A 17,159-nucleotide genomic window follows, 5' to 3' on the forward strand; every position below is an offset into this window, starting at 1 on the left:
AGGCAACGGCCCGCCTACGATACACGATATAAGGATACCCGGAGAAAGTTTAATTTATTTGCCAACTTTGGGTTGCTCGCCACCTCCTAGCTGCCAACAGATTTTGCTACGAGCCGTGGCTTGCACTTTCCGATTCTCCCTCTTTTCCCACCCACCTTTCTATGAAGCAGGTAAATTTTACTTTTTATTCTTCCCTGGGCTTTGCAAAGGGTATTGGCCGAGCGCTGCTTTTGAGTGGCATCGTGCTGAGTGCCAACGCGGCGCACGCCCAAGCGCCGATTTCTACGAGCCTGGTGCCCCTGCGCAACGCGCTGGCCGTGCCGCGCACCGCGCCCGTGGCCATCACTTTCGACCAGCCTCTGAGCACTGCGGCAGCCACTCAGCAGGCGTTGCAGGTATTTAGCCAGCAGGCGGGCGGCCAAAAAGCCGGCCCGGCCACGGTGAGCGGCAACGTCCTTACCAAAACGCCTAGTGTAGCTTTCCTACCCGGCGAAACTATTTACGTAACCCTCACTACTGCAGCGCAAAGTACTGGCGGCCAGGCCTTGGCGCGGCCGCAGGTGTACCAGTTTACCACAGCCACAACTCCAAGCCTGGGTACTTTCGATGGTGGCTCGGATTTGGCCGTAGGACTGAACCCCACCAGCGTGGCCGTGGGCGATGTGGACGGCGATGGTGACCTCGACCTGCTGACGGCCAATGAGGCCAGCAGCATCCCCAACGCCATGGCCACCGCAAGCGTGCGCATCAATGATGGCCGCGGCAGCTTTGCCGGTGGCCAAGAGGTGCCGGTGGGCCGCGGGCCCTTCCAGGTGGTGCTGGCCGACCTCGACAACGACGGCGACTTGGATATGCTCACGGCCAACAGCGCCGACCTCACCAACCAAGTAAGCGTGCGCCTCAACAACGGCGCGGGCGGCTTCGGCACGAGCTACAACCTGACGGGCCTCGGCCAAAATCCGCACGGCCTGGCCGTGGGCGACGTGAATGGCGACGGCCGGCTGGACGTGCTCGTGGCTTTTTACACGGATAACCAAGCTGCTACCAGCAGCAGCGTGAGCGTGCTGCTAAACAACGGGACGGGCACCGCGCCCCTCTTCACCGCCAGCCAGGACGTAGCGGTAAGCGCCCGCCCGCTCAACGTGGCCCTGGGCGATGTAGACGGCGATGGCGACCTCGATTTTGTGTCGGCTAGCTCGAAAGATTCTACGGCCAGCGTGCGGCTTAACGACGGGGCAGGCCGGTTTTCGGGCACGCAGGAGGTGCGCGTAGGCGTGAACCCCCAAACCATAACGCTCGGCGATGTAGATGGCGACGGCGACCTGGATATACTGACGGCCAACTATTTCGATTTCAGAAACCCGCTCGGCAACTACACCAGCAGTACGGCCAGCGTGCGCCGCAACGATGGCCGCGGCAACTTCAGTGGTACCCAGGAAGTGGCCCTGGGCCAAGGGGCGCGCAGCCTAGCGCTCGGCGACGTAGACGGCGACGGTGACCTCGACCTGCTGGCCACCAGCGAACTCAGCAATGCCGCGAGTGTGCGCCGCAACGACGGCCGCGGCAACTTCAGCGCCACCCAGGAGGTGGCGGTAGGAACCGGCCCCTACGGCCTAGCCCTGGGCGACGTAGACGGCGATGGCAAGCTAGACCTGCTAACTAGCAACGGCAAAAGCAACACCGTGAGCGTGCGCCTAAATAAGGATAAGATATTGGCCACCACTACGCCACAAGTGCTAGCCGAACTGAGTATCTATCCCAATCCCAGCGCCGGTGCTTTTGCCCTTAGCTACGTGGCCAGCCAGCCGCAGGCGGCGCTGCTCACGCTCACCGACGCCCTCGGGCGCCGGGTGCAGCAGCAAACCTTGGCCGTGCAGGCCGGTGCCAACCAAGTACCGGTGTCTGTGCCTGGCGTAGCGCCTGGCCTCTACCAACTTACGCTGCACTTGGCCAACGGGCAGCGCCTGAGCCAGAAAGTAAGCCTGCTACCGTAGCCAACAGCCCCTACCCCCGGCGCGTAGCTCAAGGGCTAGCGAGGGGGGTAGGAGCCGGCAGCCGGGCGGAAGAAGAAGCCGGCCGCAGTGCAGTTGACCTAATGCGGCCGCATAGAAGCCTGCGCGGGCTAACTATTCGAGTCCTGTAAGCGTTTGAAGCAGTGAGAATAAGAGCTATAGTAATCCTAAGCTGAAGGCTGCTTACTCAGCCGCAGGCGCTGGCTTGGCCGGCGCTTCCATGTAGGTGCCGCAGACCTTGCAGGTGCGCAAGTCGTCGTTAGCCCAAAAGGCATTCATGATGGGCGGCAGCTGGGCCACGATGTCGGTAATCTCGGCGTACTCCTCGTAGAGCTTGTGGCCGCAGTTTTCGCAGTACCACTGGAAGCCGTCGAGCTCGCCGGCCGTGCGGTAGCGCTCCAGCACTAAGCCCACCGTGCCGGCCGGGCGACGCGGCGAGTGCGGCACGCCGGGCGGCAAAAGGAACATGTCGCCGGGCCCAATCACGATGTCCACCGGCTGGCCATCCTCGATGATTTTGACGGTCATCTCGCCTTCGAGTTGCCAAAATAGCTCCTCGCCTTCATCCACGTGGTAGTCTTTGCGGGCGTTGGGGCCGCCTACTACCATCACAATAAAATCTTTGTTGTCCTTGAAAACCTGCTGGTTGCCGACGGGCGGCTTCAGGAGGTGGCGGTGCTCAGCAATCCACTGCTGAAAATTAAACGGGCGAGCAACGGGCATAAGAAAAGCAAAAAAGAGGGGACGAGCAGCAAGATACACCGCCGCCGAAATTAGGGGTAGCGAAAGCCTGAAGCGGCCCCATCCCGGTGGCCCCGGCCTCAAACCTACTTTTGCGGTGGCCCGCGGGCCTACCCCCTAGTTTAGCTATCGAATGCCGGCTGCCCCTTCCCTTCCCTCCAATACCCTTGCTGGGCGCGGCTTGCTGCTGGCTGGGCTGGCGTATACTGCGCTGTTTTTCTGGTATTCGTGGCCGCTGGGCCGCGAGTGGAGCACGGCCTTTGTAGGCACGCCGCACGGCGATGCCAACCAATACATCTGGAACGTGTGGAATTTTCAGCGCCAGGTAGCGGCGGGGCACAATCCGTTCTACACGCCGGCGCTGCTCTATCCGCAGGGCACGGGGCTGTGGCTGCACACCTACACACCAGTGCTAGGCGTGCTCAACGTGGGGCTGCGCCAGGAGTTTTGGGCTGTGAATGGCGGCTTGTTGCTGAGCTTTGTGCTGAGTGGGGTAGGGGCCGCGCGGCTGGCTGGGCGCTGGGTGCGGCAGCCGCTGCTGTGCGGGCTGGTGGGCTTCGTGTTCGCTTTTTCGCCCTACAAACTGGCGCACTGGCCCGAGCATTACCACTTGCTGCTCACGGCCACCGTGCCATTTTATCTACTGGCTTACCTCGATGCGCTGGCGTTTGAGCCGGGGCGCTGGCTGCCGCAGGTACGTAGTTGGCCATTAGTAGGGTGGGGGGTATTTTTATTGCTAATAACTTTATTCAGCGACTATTACACGCTGGCGGGCTTGGTGTATTTTTCGGCTGGCTACGCAGCGTGGTGGGGCCTGCGGCTGGGCGCCATCGACTGGCGGCACTGGCGGCCCTGGGCGGGGGTAGTTGTGGTGTTGGCCCTGGGCCATTTTGTGTCGCGGGGCCTGGCCTTGCTGGGTCTCGACGATAACGCGGGCGTTTGGTGGGGCGGCGACTTGGCCGGCTACCTCGTGCCGCCGCTCGGCAACCGCTGGCTGGCCACGCCTGGCACCGATGCGCTGTGGCGCAGCACGCACTTCCACGCCCCCGGCTCGGTCGAGAACGTGACGTTTCTGGGCTATCTGCTGCCACTGTTAGCCGTGGCGCTGGGGGTAGGGGCCTGGCGGCAACGCCGAAGCGGAATAGCCCTACCCCCCACCTCCGCGGAAACCCGGCCATTCTGGGCGCTGGTGCTGCTATTTGCGGCGCTTACCATGCCCGAGCTGCGCTGGCTAGGCCACGACCTGCTGCGCCTGCCCACGAGCGTGGTGCATTTTGTGCCATTTTTGAACAACATTCGCTGCCCTACCCGTCACGTGCTGCTGCTCTCGTTGCTGCTACCGCTGGCCGTCTGCCTCAGGCTCGACAGCTGGCTGCGGCGTTGGTCTGGGCGGGGGAGCTGGGCCGTGGCGGGAGCATTATACTTAGGTGTATTTATTGAATACCAAGTATATAGCTACCCCTTCATTCGGGCGGCCGATGTACCTATGGCTTACCGCGTGGCAGCGGCCTTGCCGGGGCCGGTACTGTTTCCCATTCCCTTCGGCCTGCTCGATGGCTACCACCAACTGGGGCACATGGATGCGGCCGAGTTGTTTTACCAAACCCAACATCACAAGGCGCTGCCGGGCGCCTACATTTCGCGGGTGCCGGCCGCCACCTTCGCGGCCTTTGCCCACGAGCCGGTGCTGCGCGCTTTGCTCACGGTGCAGCAGCACCCCGATTCGTTGGCGCTGGTGCCGATGCCCACGGCTAGCCAACTAGTCGCTTTTGAGCGGCGCTACCCGCAGGCCGTTTTTGTGGTGCAACCTACTTTCCGGGCGCAGCCGGTGCACGAACTGTTGCGCAGCTGGCTGCTGCCCGCCGGCTACACCGAGCAATTGGTGCCTAGCGTAGAAGGCAACTACGTGCTATTGAAACCGGCTGCGCGCTAAAAACAACTATTCAAAAATTATAAGCACGTCATGCTGAACGTAGGGAAGCACGACGTGCTGATAGCTGTTCTTTGCAAGCCTAATAAAGCGCTCATACCTATGAATCTGACACCATACCATGCCCTAGTAGGTGGTAGCACCCAAGGCATTGGCCGGGCGGTAGCCGAAGCCCTGGCCGCCGAGGGCGCCACCGTCACGCTCATCTCGCGCAACGAGGCGAGCCTGCGCGAAGTGGCCGCTGCCCTACCCACCCCCGCGGGCCAGACCCACGATTTTCTGGTGGCCGATTTTGCCGAGCCTGCCCAAGTAGCGGCAGCTGCAGCCAGCTACCTAGCAGCGCACCCGGCGGGCTTTCAAATTTTGATAAACAACACGGGCGGGCCTGCCGGCGGGCCGCTGCTGGAGGCAACGCCCACCATGTTCGAAGCGGCGTTTCGGCAGCACGTGGTGTGCAACCAATTACTGGCTCAGGCGCTGGTGCCGGGCATGGTAGCGGCCGGCTACGGCCGTATCATCAACATTATCAGTACTTCGGTGAAGGTGCCGCTGGCGGGGTTGGGCGTTAGCAACACCATTCGCGGTGCCGTGGCTAGCTGGGCCAAAACCCTGGCCAATGAAGTGGCCGGCCAGGGCGTCACCGTCAATAACATCTTGCCCGGCGCTACCGTCACGCAGCGGCACCAGGCGCTTATCGAGAGCAAAATGGCTGCCACCGGCCAAAGCCAGCAGCAGGTAGAAGCCGCCATGCTCCAGCAGATTCCGGCGCATCGCTTCGGCCAGGCGTCGGAACTGGCCGCGGCCGTGGCCTTCTTGGCATCGCCGGCGGCTGGCTACATCAACGGCACCAGCCTACCCATCGACGGGGGGCGCACGGGCAGTTTGTAGGGGGTAGGGCGCCGGGTTTGTGGCAGCCAGGGGCTAGTTTTGAGGGTTCGCCCCACTTGTTGGCGGGCCTTCACCGCTCCGCAGTTCGCTATTCAGAAGCGCTTGTTTTGGTAAAATTCGACACGCTCTCCATCATCGTGCCCGTGTACAACGAGGCGCGGACGATTCACCAGATTCTGGATTTGCTGCGCGAGCTGGAGCTGGTCGGGGGCATTCGCAAGGAAGTAATTCTCGTCGATGACTGCTCGACCGACAACTCAGCGGCCGCTATTCAGGCCTACGCTGACCGGCACCCCGAGCTGAACCTGCGCCTGCTGCAACACCCTAGCAACCAAGGCAAAGGTGCTGCTTTACACACCGGTATTCGCGAAGCCACCGGCGACTACGTCATCGTACAGGACGCTGACCTGGAGTACGACCCCGAAGAGTATAACTTGCTGCTAAAGCCTATCTTAAAAGGCTTTGCCGATGTGGTCTACGGCTCGCGTTTTATGGGCGGCAACCCGCACCGTATCCTGTTTTTTTGGCACAGCATCGGCAACACGTTGCTCACCTTCCTCTCGAATATGGTGACCGACCTGAACCTGACCGATATGGAAACGTGCTACAAGCTGTTTCGGCGCGACATTATTCAGGGCCTGCACCTGGAAGAAAAACGCTTCGGTTTCGAGCCTGAAGTAACCGCCAAAATGGCCCGCGTGCCGGGCGTGCGCATCTACGAAGTTGGCATTAGCTACTACGGCCGCACCTATGCCGAGGGCAAAAAAATTGGCTGGCGCGATGGCTTCCGGGCCATTTACTGCATCCTGAAGTACGGGCTGCTCGGCCGCTAACCTTCGCAGCCCTACCCCCCGCCGCGGCTACCAGGGGTAGGCCAGGTTGCGGCGGCGCAGCACCACGGCAGGCTGCTCGCCCAGCAGCGCAAAATCGGTGGCCAGGGCGGCGTGCTCGGGAGCCAGCTTGGCGTAGGCCGCCGGCGACATAATGAGGTAGTTGAGGCTGTCGCCAGCCATCTTATCGAGTAAATTGCTGCTGTGCAGTCCATTGAGCTCAGGCTTCCAAGTAAGGCCGCGCCGGTCGAAGTACACCAGGCCCAGATTGGGCGCCGGGTCGTCGAGCACCAGCACGCGGGCCGTAGCCGGCACTGCTAGCTGCCGCAGTTGAGCCGCGCCGCCGCGCATCCAGCCGTGGGTATAGTAGAGGCTGAAGGGCAGGTAATCGTCGCTGTAGCGCCGGTGCAGCCGCTTAAAGCCGCTGCCCACAAACACCACTAGCAACACCCCCAGCCCCAGGCTGATACCCACGCGCGCTACCCCCCGGTAGCGGCCCAGGTTGAGCAGCGCCAGCACCAAGGCCAGCACGGCAGGCGGCCCAAACGAACAAATCATGTAGTAGTCGTGCACCGAAAACTGCGCGCCCATTAGCTTAAAAAACACGTAGCCGATGGCCACCGAGGCCACCAGCAAAAGCGTTAGCGGCAAGTGGGCCCGGCGCAGGTTGGCTCGCCCAAACACCACGGCCAGCAGCGCGCAGCCCACCAGCAGCCAGTACATGGCAATGGTGGCGTACTCGGGCAGCCAGTCGCGGTGCAGGCGCATCAGCACCGTGTGCGAGGTGTCGGCGTCGGTGATGGGCCGCAGCTCGGCCAGAAATTGAAGCGAGGCGTAGGTGGTGTTCAACTGCTGGTTGTGCAGCGTGAACACCACTAGCACCCCAAACGCCGCGGCCACGGCTATTAAGAGTTGGCGGCGCTGGCGGCTACTCAGCAACTCGGGCTCTTGGCAGGCCCACAGGATGGTAATGCCCACTACAGCCGCCAAGTGCAGGCCGCTCGTCGTTTTGAGCAGGCTGGCCAGCGTGAGCACCGCCAGCGCCACCAGCAAGTGCCGAAACTGGCGAACATCGAAAAAACGCAGCCAGTAATAGTAGCCAATAAAGGTCAAGCTCAGGCTGGTAGGGTCGGGTAGGTAGGTGCCCGCGTAGAAGGCGTAGGTGGGCGACGCCAGTAGGAAAGCGCCCGGCAGCAGCGCCAGCACAAAGTTGCCGGTGCGCTCAAACACAATGCGAAACAAGTACCAAAATCCGAGCACTGTCACGGCTACATCAAAGAGCCGAAACAGCGGGCTAATGGCGCCGCGCCCAAATACCAGGCCGCCCAGCGCCGCCAGGTAGGGCTGCAACGGAAACTCCACGCCCGTGATGCCGCCAATGGAAGTGAGCGACGACGTGCGCGGGCGCCAAAAGTCGAACCCGAAATCGTAGAAATTGAAGGCCAGCGATAAGCGGTCGGCCTGCGCCCAGGCGTGCAGGCCCTCGGGGAGCCGCCCCAAAAAAGGGCCGTAAAAAACCAGGCCCAGCACCCCAAACAGCAGCAGCGCGCCCCAGTGAGCCGGGCGCGCGCGCAGGGCGGCAACAAAACGAGAACGAACCATAGACGCTGCCGGCCAACGCCGGGCTTGAACGCGAAAGCTTACGAGGGCCGGGCTCCTTAAGGAGCCACGGTAATAACCAAGTCGTCGATGTACGTAGTGGCGTTGCCCTTATTGCGCCACAGGTAGATGCCGAAATTGGTGTTGGCGTTGGCCTCGGCCGGAATGTCAATCACCTTGCTCACGTGCGCCCAGTCACCGTATTTCTGGTTGGCCGCCTGCACCACATCAAAGCCATCCCAGAGCATGGGTTTGGTAGCGGGTGGGGCGTCGCCTACGTGCGTCACGAGCAAGCCGCCCGCTTCGGCGTTGGGAGCTAGCACCCAAGCATCTACCTTTATTTTGGTGATGCGCTCTTCACTCATTTGGCCCAGTGTGCTGGCGTAGCCCAGGCTAAATTCGGTATTGGCATCCACCTTAATGGAGTATTGGCCCGAGTGTGCCCGCTCGCGGGTAAGCGATGGCTGCGGGGCGGTGCCTAACCAGCCTGCTAGGTTGTCGAAGTCATTGCGCAGCAATACTTTGCCATCGGCATCGGCGCCGTCCGATTTGCCGCCGCAGCCGGCTGCCAATAGTCCGAGGCTGCCTACCAAAGCTGCCAACAGCCGTCCGCGCCAAGAGAAAAGAGAAGTCATAGTTAACAAAAGAAAAGGGGGTAGGAATGAAACCAGGGGGTATAGATTTACAGAGTAGACAAGCAGAATAAGCAGGTTATTATCGCCTGATGCGCTGCGCAATAGGTAAGAATTAGTGCAGCTCGGTTAGCTCCCAATCGTCGGTATACACGGGCCGGTAGGCCGAGTTAACCCACAGATAGACAGCTACTTCGGCCTGCGACGAAACCTCGGGTGGCAGGTCGATGTCGCGGCTCACGTGCGTCCAGCGCTTGTAGGGCCAGTTATCGACCAAAAAAACCTGGGTGTAGAGCTTCGACTTGTTCTGCGGGTCGTTGGGGGCGCTCATGCTGAAGGTAAGCTGGGCATCGTCGCCCGACTCCTCGACCCAGGCCCAGGCGCTGAGCCGCATCCGCCGCGGGCGCATCGAAAACTTATCGCCCAGCTTGAAGTGATACGTAATCGAAAACGGGTGCGCCGAATCGACCTTCACCGAGTAGCGGCCCGAGTGGGCGCGCTCGGTAGTGAGGGTCGGCGCCGGCTCGGGCAGCCAGCCCGCCATCTGTTCGAAGTCGTTGAAGAACACCCGGTGCTCGCGCACATCGGGGTAGGCCTGGTGGTAGTGGCAGCCGGCCAGCAGCAGGGCCAGCCCTACCCCCCCGGCCCCGCGCCGCCACCCCGCGCCGGCGGGGGGGGTAGGGTACTTAAACAAGCGCTTTTTGCGTAAATCAACCATGAGAAAAGGCGGGGGCTACCAAGCCAGGCGTTCGGGGTGGCGGCGGCGCAGCACCGCCACCGACTGCACCAGCACGGGCGTAAAGGCTTCGAGCAGGGCGTCTTTTTGCGGTGCCAGCTGGGCGTAAGATTCGCCGGGCATGACGACGTATTGGAGGCTATCGGCCGACATGTGCCGCTCTAGTTCGGCCACCGTGAGCTCGGGCAAATACGCGAGCCACGTAATGCCGCGGCGGTCGAAATACACCAGGGCCGTGTTGGGGGCCCAGTCGCCGAGCACCAGTAGGCGGGCCTGCTGCGGCACGCCCGCCTGCTTGAGGGTGGCCGCGCCGCCGCGCATCCAGCGGTGGGTATAGCCACGGCTGGCGGGCGGGTGGTCGTCGCTCATGCGGCCCGCTAGCTTCTCGATGCTCGAATAAGCCAGGTAGCCACTCGTGAGCAACAAGCTGAGCGTAAGCACGTGGCGCGGCCAGGCCGCTCGCCAGCTCATGGTGCTTAGCAACAGCAGCGCGAGCACCAGCACCAGCAGCACCGGCGGCATAAACGAACAGATGATATAGTAATCGTGAATATTTATCTGCGGCCCCATCAGGCCATAAAACACGTAGCCGATGGCCAGCGTAGCCAAAACTAGCAGCACCAGCGGCCGAAACCGCTGCCAGCTGCGCCGGGCCAGCACCAAGCACAGCAACGCGCTGGCTATCAGTAGGCGGTAGTCGGTGCGGCTGAAGTATTCGAAGCGCCAGGTATCGAAAAAGCGCATGATGAAGGTGTGCCACGTCACGACGGGCACCACCGGCATGGCCGTGGCCAAAAACTGCTCGGCGCGGTACGTTTCGTTCAGCCACTGATTGTGCAGGTAAAATACCAGCACGGCGCCTAGACCCGCGCCCAGTACACCCAGCAGCACCAGGCGTTGGCGGGTAGTAAAGCGGGTGGGCTCGAAGAAATTATACAGCACTGTGATGCCGAATACCGCCAGCAAGTGCAGTCCGCAGGTGGTTTTGATGAGCGCCGCCAAACTCAGCACGACCAGCGCCACCGGCAGGTCGGCAAAGCGGCCGTTGGGCTCGAAGTAGCGCAGCCAGTAGTAGTAGCCCACAAAGGTGAGGCTCAGGCTAAAAGGGTCGGGTAGGGTGCTGCCGGCGTAGGCAATAAACGTGGGTGATGCCAGCAGAAATGCGCCCGGCAGCAGGCCCGCCGCAAAGTTGCCGGTGCGCTCAAATACGATGCGAAACAGGTACCAGAAGCCTACCACCGCCATCACCGCATCGAGCGTGCGGAAAACCGGTAGGATATTTTCGCGCCCAAAAAGCAGGCCGCTCAACCCGGCTAGGTAGGCCTGAATGGGGAATTCTACCCCCGTAACACCTCCAATTGATGAAAACGGCCCCGGCGAAAACCCCGACGTGCGCGGGTACCAAAAGTGGAAACCTCCGTCGAAGAAGTTGATGGCCAAGGCTAAGCGGTCGGCCTGTGGCCACACGTGGATGCCTTCGGGCAGCGTATGCAGGTAGGGGCCGTAGAGCACCGCCGCTACCACGGCAAACAGCCCGAACGCCGCCGCGTGGTAGGGGCGCCTCGGCAGCAGCCACGGGGGTAGGGTAGGAGGGGAGGGCACCAGCGCAGAATTAACTTTTGGGAAGCACAGTACGGGCAAAAGTACAGTGCCTGCGGCTATCGGCCCGTATCTATTTTAGCAGCAGCCCACTCCTTACCTTTGCTTGGCATGGACCTGACTTACGAAGCCAAATATCATCAACTGGAAGAACAGCACTGGTGGTTTGCCAGCCGCCGCGATGCCGTGTACGACCTCATCCAGTCTTTGAAGCTGCCGCCCACGGCGGCCATCCTCGAAATCGGCTGCTCGGGCGGGCCGCTGATGCTGCGCCTGCGCGAGCAGGGCTACACCGACGTTACGGGCATTGACGTAAGTGCCTCGGCCATTGAGTTGGCCCACGCCCGCGGCGTGCCCCACGCCTCGGTGATGGACGGCGCTGCTCTAGAGTTTGCCGATGCGCGCTTCGACCTCGTCATTGCCTCCGACGTGCTCGAACACATTGAGGATGAGGCAAAAGCGCTGCGCGAATGGACGCGCGTGCTGCGCCCCGGTGGCCAGGTAATGGTGTTTGTGCCCGCCCACGCCTACCTCTGGAGCGAGCACGACGTAGTAAACCACCACTTCCGCCGCTACTCGCGCACGGGTTTGGTGGAGGCACTGCGCCGGGCGGGCCTGCGCCCCAAGCGCAGTTCGTTTTGGAACGCCGCGCTGTTTTTGCCCACCGCCGCTATGCGCCTCACCAAGCGCCTGCTGGCCGGCGGGCCCGCCACGGCAGCCAATGGCTCGACCGGCGATTTGCACCAGTTTGCCGGGCCGCTCAACCGCTTGCTGCTGGGCTGGGTGCGGGCCGAAAACTTCGTGTTGCGCCACGCCAACCTGCCCATGGGCGTGAGCGTGTTTGCCCTGGCCGAAAAACCCGCCTAGCGACCTATTATTCTGACTACTTACGCACCTTCGGCCTACGTGGAGCTATCCGTCGTCATCCCGATTTATAACGAGGAAGCCAACATTGGCGAACTGCACCGGCGCCTCACGGCCCTGCTGGCGCCCATGGCCCTGCCGGGTGGCTACGAGCTGATTTTTGTCAACGATGGTTCGCGCGACCGCTCCCTACCCCTGCTGCTGGAGCTGAGCGAGCGCGACCCGGCGCACGTGCGCTACCTCAGCTTTAGCCGCAATTTTGGGCACCAGATTGCCGTCACGGCCGGCCTCGACCGGGCCGAGGGTGCGGCCGTCGTCATCATCGACGCCGACTTGCAAGACCCGCCCGAGCTGATTCCGGCCCTTTATGCTAAGTTGCACGAAGGCTACGAGGTGGTGTACGCCCGGCGGCGCTCACGCCAGGGCGAAAGCGCCGCTAAGCGCTTCACGGCGAAGGCTTTCTATCGTATTCTGCGAGCCATGACCCACGTCGAGATTCCGGTCGATACGGGCGACTTTCGCATCATTTCGCGCAAAGTGGTGCTGGCGCTGCGCCAAATGCCCGAGCAAAATAAATTTTTGCGGGGCCAGATTTCCTGGATTGGCTACCGCCAAACCTTCCTAGAGTACGACCGTGCCGAGCGCGCCGGCGGCGTTACGGGTTATACCTATTCAAAGATGCTGCGCTTTGCCCTCGACGGCATCACGGCCTTCTCCGACGTGCCGCTGAAAGTGGCCACCGTAGGCGGCTTCGCCGTGTCGGGCGTCGCCTTTTTGGTGATGCTCTACACGCTCTACTCGCGCTTCTTCACGCACCAGTACGAGCCGGGCTGGCCGTCGCTGATGGTCAGTATCTTATTTCTGGGGGGGGTGCAGCTTATCGCCGTGGGCGTGATTGGCGAATACCTCGCCCGGCTGGGCGCCAATGTGCGCCAGCGCCCGCTCTACATCGTGTCAGAAGGCAATTTGCCGGCCCCCGCGCCCGGCACAACTGGCGCGTAGCTACCCCTAGGCGGGTTGAGCTTTGCTGCTGAGCTTCTGCCCATTATAAGGGGTAGGGATAGCTGTGTGCTAGCCCCTATCGAGTGGTTTAGGTATACCTCTAGCAGGTAAGCCATCTACATTTAGGGTCAACTCTACTTAACTCTCTGCGTTTAGTAGGAGGTAGCCCCCAAATGCCAAGGGCGTAAGTAGATATTAGTAAGCAGCTTATTAAGAGTTTTTAACCTTTTGGGCCAAAAGCAACTAGTGGTTATGCGGCGTTTTGCTGCCCCACTTGGCGCCGCATTTAGTGCTCGGGTTAGCGAGGCTTTGGGACGCTTGATAATTGCTTTTTTCAGTACCAAAGCTTGCTACAGAAAGTAAGTAAAGAGTGGTAAATCAATTGACAGTTACGTTGCATACTAGGTTGATAGGTAGCGCTATGCGGCCGGGGCGCTTGGTGCAGTGGCTGCTGCGTGGCCTGCTACTGGCGCTGGTGAGCCTAGCTGGTGGCCCGGCCACGGCACAGCCCCTACCCCCCGCCGTGCCAGCCGACACAATGGCCCCGGTTTCGCCCGCGCTGGTGCAGCACTTTTTGGCGCGCTCGCTGTCGGTGCCTGGCTTGGTGGCTCCCAGTGTGCCGGCTGCCCAGCGCCGCGAATTGCTGCTGTGGGCGGGCGGCGTGGGCACCCGGCTGGCTGGCCGGCTGGGGGGCTGGTTTTATACCCCCGAGTCGGAGGAAGACGCCCAGGTTATCATCGATACTTTGCGGCAGAGCATTGAGGTGCTGCACGCCCAAAGCCCGGATATTGCGGCCCAAGGCTGCATTTTTGAGATTGTGTGGCCGCACGTAAGCCGGCTGGCGGTGCCCAACCGCCTGCGCGCCACGTTTGGCGAAGACACGCTGCAGGTGCCCAAGCGCAACTTCCGCTTCGCCGACATGATGTACCCCGACTACTTCGGCGAGGACAATACCCAGCGCTACCGCTGGGACGAGCGCCCCCCCGGCCAGGCCCCCGGCACCCCCGACCTAACGCAGCCCGAAGCGCAGCTGTGGTTTTATTATTGCGCAGTGCGCCAAATCGATGCGGGTTGCGAAGCGCTGCACTTTGGCCAAATCCAGCTGATGGACGACCGCGACACGGGCCACCGTGCTTTTTGGGGCTTATTGCAGCGCATCCGGGCCTATGCCCGCACGCGCAACCGGGGCTTTGTGCTCTGCGATGCCCACACGCACGGCGAATACTACGACCCACGCCCCAACGCGCCCCTGCCCGATTCGCTACGCCAGCTACTATTCGATTATCACTCCTTTCCGCTGCGCCCCTTCGAGGCCGATACCCTGCGCGCCGGCACGCACAGCGCGTATCTGAACGTAGATGCTACTGCCAACCCGGCGGGTGCTATTTTTCAGCGTAGCCGCGGCGGCCGGGCGCCGGGCGGGTGGCTGGTCCGCCATTTGCCGGCCCAAGCTGAGTTCGACAATGGCCCCACCGGCATACCCGATAAGCCGGGCCAGTGGCCGCTGGTTTGGGGCCGCGACGAAATATCGTGGTTTGCCAACCAGCCCGCGGCGTACCGCAACCAGTGGCTAGTGTATGCCCAAGGCCGCATCCACGAGCTCGACCCCAATGCGTATTTCCAGCTGCCGGGCGTGCGCGGCGTGATGCTCGCCGCCTACCCCCACGAATTATATTGGGCTCCCGAAGCGGGCCAGGGCGAAACAATTCGGGCCATTTGGGCTGGCCAAACTGCCGCCGAAGCCGCCGCATTGCTGCTGGTGGGCCCGCCCGCGCCGTAGTTTTGGGCGGGGTTGTTTGCATGAAGTAGGCAGCTGCGCGTCCAATACTTTTACGTTTTGCTATGCCTGCTGGTGTTTTTTCGGCCGTGCCCGCCCGGCGCTGGCGCACGGCGTTGCTGCTGTTTTTTGGGCTGTTGTACGCGCTGGTTTCGCTGGTCAATCAACTCAACTTTCGCACGGCGGCCTTCGATTTGGGCATCGCAGCCCAGGCTGTAGGAGAATTTGCCCACCTGCGCGCCCCGCGCGAAACACTGTTGCTCGACGCCCCACCGACTAATTTCCTGGCCATTCATTTCAGCCTCACGCCCGTGCTTGGGGTGCCGCTCTCCTACCTGCTGGGTGGAGCCTGGGCCTTGCTGTTGGTGCAAATAGGCGCCCTGCTGCTAGGCGCCCTGGGCGTGTGGCGCTACGCCCAAGCCCAGGGTGCCAGCCCGCGCGAAGCCAACTGGGCGCTGGCCTTCTTTGCGGGGCAATGGGGTATTTTTTCGGCGCTAAGCTTTGACTATCACGATAATGTGGTGGGCGCCATGGCCCTGCCCTGGCTAGCGCTGTGGGTGCACCAGCGGCGAGGGGGTAGGGCCTTGACGGCCGCCATTTTCTTGCTGGTAAGCAAGGAAAATATGGCGCTGTGGCTGGCTTTTGTGCTGCTGGGCCTGGCTTGGCAGCAGTGGCCGCGCCGGGCGGTAGCCAGCTGGCTGGTGCTGGGTGCGGTAGCGGCGGTGGGGTACTTTCTGGTTATTACGCACTACGTGATGCCGGCCCTCGACACTACGCACCGGCCCTTCACCCAAATAGTGCGCTATGCGCACCTGGGCGCTAGCCTGCCGGCTGCCGTGGCCAATGTGCTGAGTCACCCAGCGTTGCTGTGGGCCACGCTGTTTCAAAACACGTTGCCCGATGCCAATTTTGACTACATCAAGCTGGAGCTGTGGGGTGCCCTGCTAGTATCGGGCGGCTGGGCGCTGCTACGTCGCCCCTGGTACGCATGGATGTTGCTGCCCATTTTGGGCCAGAAGCTGCTGGCCAATGACTATGCGCTGTGGGGCATCAACGGGCAGTATTCCATTGAGTTTGCGCCGGTGCTGGCGCTGGCCGTGGCCGATGCGCTGCGGGCCACCCGCCCAGTGGGCGAGGCTTTTCGGCGGCGAGCCTGGGCGGGCGCGCTAGCCGGGGTGGCGGTCTTTACCATCGTCACGCTCTACACGCGGCGCAGCGAGTGGTATAATAAGGCCAGCGCTAATTTCTTGACGGGCCGCCATTACCGTTCGCCCTACCCCAGTCGGGCGGGCCTGTACGCTGCCCTAGCGCGGGTGCCAGCCGGGGTGCCACTCAGCACCACATCGAGCTTGGTACCGCACCTGCTCGACCGGCGCGACTTGTTCCTGTTCCCGGTGCTGCGCACGGCGCGGCTGGTGGCCCTGCTGCGCGAACCCGACGACCAGAGCGCCTGGCCACTGTCGCCGGCCCAGGCCCGCCAGGCAGTAGCCCAACTGCGGGCCACCCCCGGCTACCGCGTGCTCTATGAAGATGCCCAACTACTACTGCTGAGCCGCTCCCTACCCCCTGCCGCCGACACCACCGCTACGTGGCAGCCGCAACCCTAAGGTGGGGGTAGGGCTAGCTTTTTCGCTGCCCGCCTTGCTAGAGGCAGGCCAGCAGCAGTTAGGGCCCGCACTCTTGAGGCCGAGCTTGGCCGCCAGGGCGCGCGTTTCGCCAAATCCGACTGGTAAACTATTCGGGCTTGTCCGCTACAATCTTTGGGCGAAACGTAGTCCGGCACATCGGCTTTGAAAGCAGGCAGCTTCATAAAAGGCAGTTGGTTGAGAGGGAGGTACTTCGAAATTCAAAAGTGTAGCCCTGCGCCCAACCCCGCTCCTCCTACTACCTTTGTAGCCGCCCCCTCTCGCTTTGCTCCGTGGCCGAATCCGACCTTGACTTTTATGCGCATCCTACGGCCGTTCTCGATGCGGGCTGCCGCGTGGGGGCCGGCAGTCGTATTTGGCACTTTTGCCACCTCGCGGCGGGCGCCGTGCTGGGCGAAAACTGCTCCTTGGGCCAGAACGTATTTGTGGCCGACGGGGTGACGCTAGGCCGCAACGTGAAGGTGCAGAACAACGTGAGCCTCTACAGCGGAGTCGTGTGCGAAGACGACGTGTTCCTGGGCCCGTCGGTAGTATTTACCAACGTCCGCAATCCGCGCAGCGCCGTGCCGCGCCGGGGCGAGGCCCACTACCAAACCACTTACTTAGAACGGGGCGTCAGCATTGGGGCCAATGCGACGCTGGTGTGCGGCGTTCGGCTGGCGCGCTACGCCTTTGTGGGCGCGGGCAGCGTAGTCACGCACGATGTGCCGGCTTTTGCGCTCGTGTACGGCACCCCCGCCCGGCAGCATGGCTGGATGAGCGCCCACGGCCACCGGCTAGCGTTTGACGAGGCCGGCCGTGCTGTTTGCCCCGAAACCGGCGAAGCATATCAACTCGATAGTATTAAAAATACCGTAACTACTATGAGCTAAGCTAATCAGCATCAATTCCTAATCCATACTT

At 62.2% G+C, this 17,159-nt stretch carries 14 protein-coding genes; 9 read left to right on the forward strand and 5 right to left on the reverse strand.

Annotation, left to right across the window (positions count from 1 at the left end; genetic code table 11):
* Positions 1 to 161: 161 nt before the first annotated feature.
* Entirely contained in the window at positions 162 to 1,994 is a 1,833-nt protein-coding gene (locus tag GO988_RS08580; protein ID WP_157564217.1) for an FG-GAP-like repeat-containing protein, read from the forward strand.
* Between the two features lie 201 nt (positions 1,995 to 2,195).
* Here GO988_RS08580 and GO988_RS08585 read toward each other — a convergent pair whose 3' ends face one another.
* On the reverse strand, positions 2,196 to 2,735 hold the full coding sequence (locus tag GO988_RS08585; protein ID WP_157564219.1) for a 3-hydroxyanthranilate 3,4-dioxygenase: 540 nt from the start codon (positions 2,733 to 2,735) through the stop codon (positions 2,196 to 2,198).
* Between the two features lie 151 nt (positions 2,736 to 2,886).
* Here GO988_RS08585 and GO988_RS08590 point away from each other — a divergent pair, with 151 nt between their 5' ends.
* From GO988_RS08590 to GO988_RS08600, 3 genes are all read left to right on the forward strand, one after another.
* A complete protein-coding gene (locus GO988_RS08590) occupies positions 2,887 to 4,686 on the forward strand; it encodes a hypothetical protein (RefSeq protein WP_157564221.1) in 1,800 nt (599 codons plus the stop codon).
* A gap of 99 nt (positions 4,687 to 4,785) precedes the next feature.
* Complete coding sequence (locus GO988_RS08595) at positions 4,786 to 5,571, forward strand: SDR family oxidoreductase (RefSeq protein ID WP_157564223.1); 786 nt, start codon at positions 4,786 to 4,788, stop codon at positions 5,569 to 5,571.
* Positions 5,572 to 5,678: 107 nt separating this feature from the next.
* Positions 5,679 to 6,404, forward strand: coding sequence for a glycosyltransferase family 2 protein (locus GO988_RS08600; protein WP_157564225.1), 726 nt, complete (start codon positions 5,679 to 5,681; stop codon positions 6,402 to 6,404).
* A gap of 27 nt (positions 6,405 to 6,431) precedes the next feature.
* Here the strand turns inward: GO988_RS08600 and GO988_RS08605 are convergent, their stop codons facing one another.
* The 4 genes from GO988_RS08605 to GO988_RS08620 all read right to left on the reverse strand — a co-directional run bounded on the left by GO988_RS08605 (position 6,432) and on the right by GO988_RS08620 (position 10,970).
* The gene (locus tag GO988_RS08605) at positions 6,432 to 8,003 is read right to left on the reverse strand and encodes a glycosyltransferase family 39 protein (RefSeq protein WP_157564227.1); all 1,572 of its coding nucleotides are present in this window, start codon (positions 8,001 to 8,003) and stop codon (positions 6,432 to 6,434) included.
* Positions 8,004 to 8,059: 56 nt separating this feature from the next.
* Positions 8,060 to 8,635, reverse strand: coding sequence for a hypothetical protein (locus GO988_RS08610; RefSeq protein WP_157564229.1), 576 nt, complete (start codon positions 8,633 to 8,635; stop codon positions 8,060 to 8,062).
* Positions 8,636 to 8,747: 112 nt separating this feature from the next.
* Positions 8,748 to 9,350 carry a hypothetical protein gene (locus tag GO988_RS08615; protein WP_157564230.1) on the reverse strand — a complete coding sequence of 201 codons (603 nt, stop codon included), beginning with the start codon at positions 9,348 to 9,350 and terminating at the stop codon, positions 8,748 to 8,750.
* Positions 9,351 to 9,365: 15 nt separating this feature from the next.
* Positions 9,366 to 10,970 (reverse strand): glycosyltransferase family protein, encoded by a 1,605-nt coding sequence (locus GO988_RS08620; protein WP_157564233.1) that lies wholly within the window; start codon positions 10,968 to 10,970, stop codon positions 9,366 to 9,368.
* A gap of 108 nt (positions 10,971 to 11,078) precedes the next feature.
* On the opposite strand from GO988_RS08620, the gene GO988_RS08625 reads away from it, so the two are divergent.
* From GO988_RS08625 to GO988_RS08645, 5 genes are all read left to right on the forward strand, one after another.
* Positions 11,079 to 11,834, forward strand: coding sequence for a class I SAM-dependent methyltransferase (locus tag GO988_RS08625; RefSeq protein ID WP_157564235.1), 756 nt, complete (start codon positions 11,079 to 11,081; stop codon positions 11,832 to 11,834).
* Positions 11,835 to 11,873: 39 nt separating this feature from the next.
* Positions 11,874 to 12,833, forward strand: coding sequence for a glycosyltransferase family 2 protein (locus GO988_RS08630; RefSeq protein WP_317164824.1), 960 nt, complete (start codon positions 11,874 to 11,876; stop codon positions 12,831 to 12,833).
* Positions 12,834 to 13,239: 406 nt separating this feature from the next.
* A complete protein-coding gene (locus GO988_RS08635) occupies positions 13,240 to 14,613 on the forward strand; it encodes a hypothetical protein (RefSeq protein WP_157564240.1) in 1,374 nt (457 codons plus the stop codon).
* 62 nt (positions 14,614 to 14,675) lie between these two features.
* Positions 14,676 to 16,217 (forward strand): DUF2079 domain-containing protein, encoded by a 1,542-nt coding sequence (locus GO988_RS08640; protein ID WP_157564241.1) that lies wholly within the window; start codon positions 14,676 to 14,678, stop codon positions 16,215 to 16,217.
* 311 nt (positions 16,218 to 16,528) lie between these two features.
* Positions 16,529 to 17,128 carry an acyltransferase gene (locus GO988_RS08645; protein WP_317164825.1) on the forward strand — a complete coding sequence of 200 codons (600 nt, stop codon included), beginning with the start codon at positions 16,529 to 16,531 and terminating at the stop codon, positions 17,126 to 17,128.
* Positions 17,129 to 17,159 lie beyond the last annotated feature (31 nt).

Source organism: Hymenobacter ginkgonis (assembly GCF_009755225.1).
Taxonomy (GTDB): Bacteria; Bacteroidota; Bacteroidia; order Cytophagales; family Hymenobacteraceae; genus Hymenobacter; species Hymenobacter ginkgonis.

Bases quoted from the DNA above. Each gene is read 5' to 3' on its own strand.
- GO988_RS08580 (WP_157564217.1), top strand. From the start codon at position 162: ATGAAGCAGGTAAATTTTACTTTTTATTCTTCCCTGGGCTTTGCAAAG.
- GO988_RS08585 (WP_157564219.1), bottom strand. From the start codon at position 2,735: ATGCCCGTTGCTCGCCCGTTTAATTTTCAGCAGTGGATTGCTGAGCAC.
- GO988_RS08590 (WP_157564221.1), top strand. From the start codon at position 2,887: ATGCCGGCTGCCCCTTCCCTTCCCTCCAATACCCTTGCTGGGCGCGGC.
- GO988_RS08595 (WP_157564223.1), top strand. From the start codon at position 4,786: ATGAATCTGACACCATACCATGCCCTAGTAGGTGGTAGCACCCAAGGC.
- GO988_RS08605 (WP_157564227.1), bottom strand. From the start codon at position 8,003: ATGGTTCGTTCTCGTTTTGTTGCCGCCCTGCGCGCGCGCCCGGCTCAC.
- GO988_RS08610 (WP_157564229.1), bottom strand. From the start codon at position 8,635: ATGACTTCTCTTTTCTCTTGGCGCGGACGGCTGTTGGCAGCTTTGGTA.
- GO988_RS08615 (WP_157564230.1), bottom strand. From the start codon at position 9,350: ATGGTTGATTTACGCAAAAAGCGCTTGTTTAAGTACCCTACCCCCCCC.
- GO988_RS08625 (WP_157564235.1), top strand. From the start codon at position 11,079: ATGGACCTGACTTACGAAGCCAAATATCATCAACTGGAAGAACAGCAC.
- GO988_RS08640 (WP_157564241.1), top strand. From the start codon at position 14,676: ATGCCTGCTGGTGTTTTTTCGGCCGTGCCCGCCCGGCGCTGGCGCACG.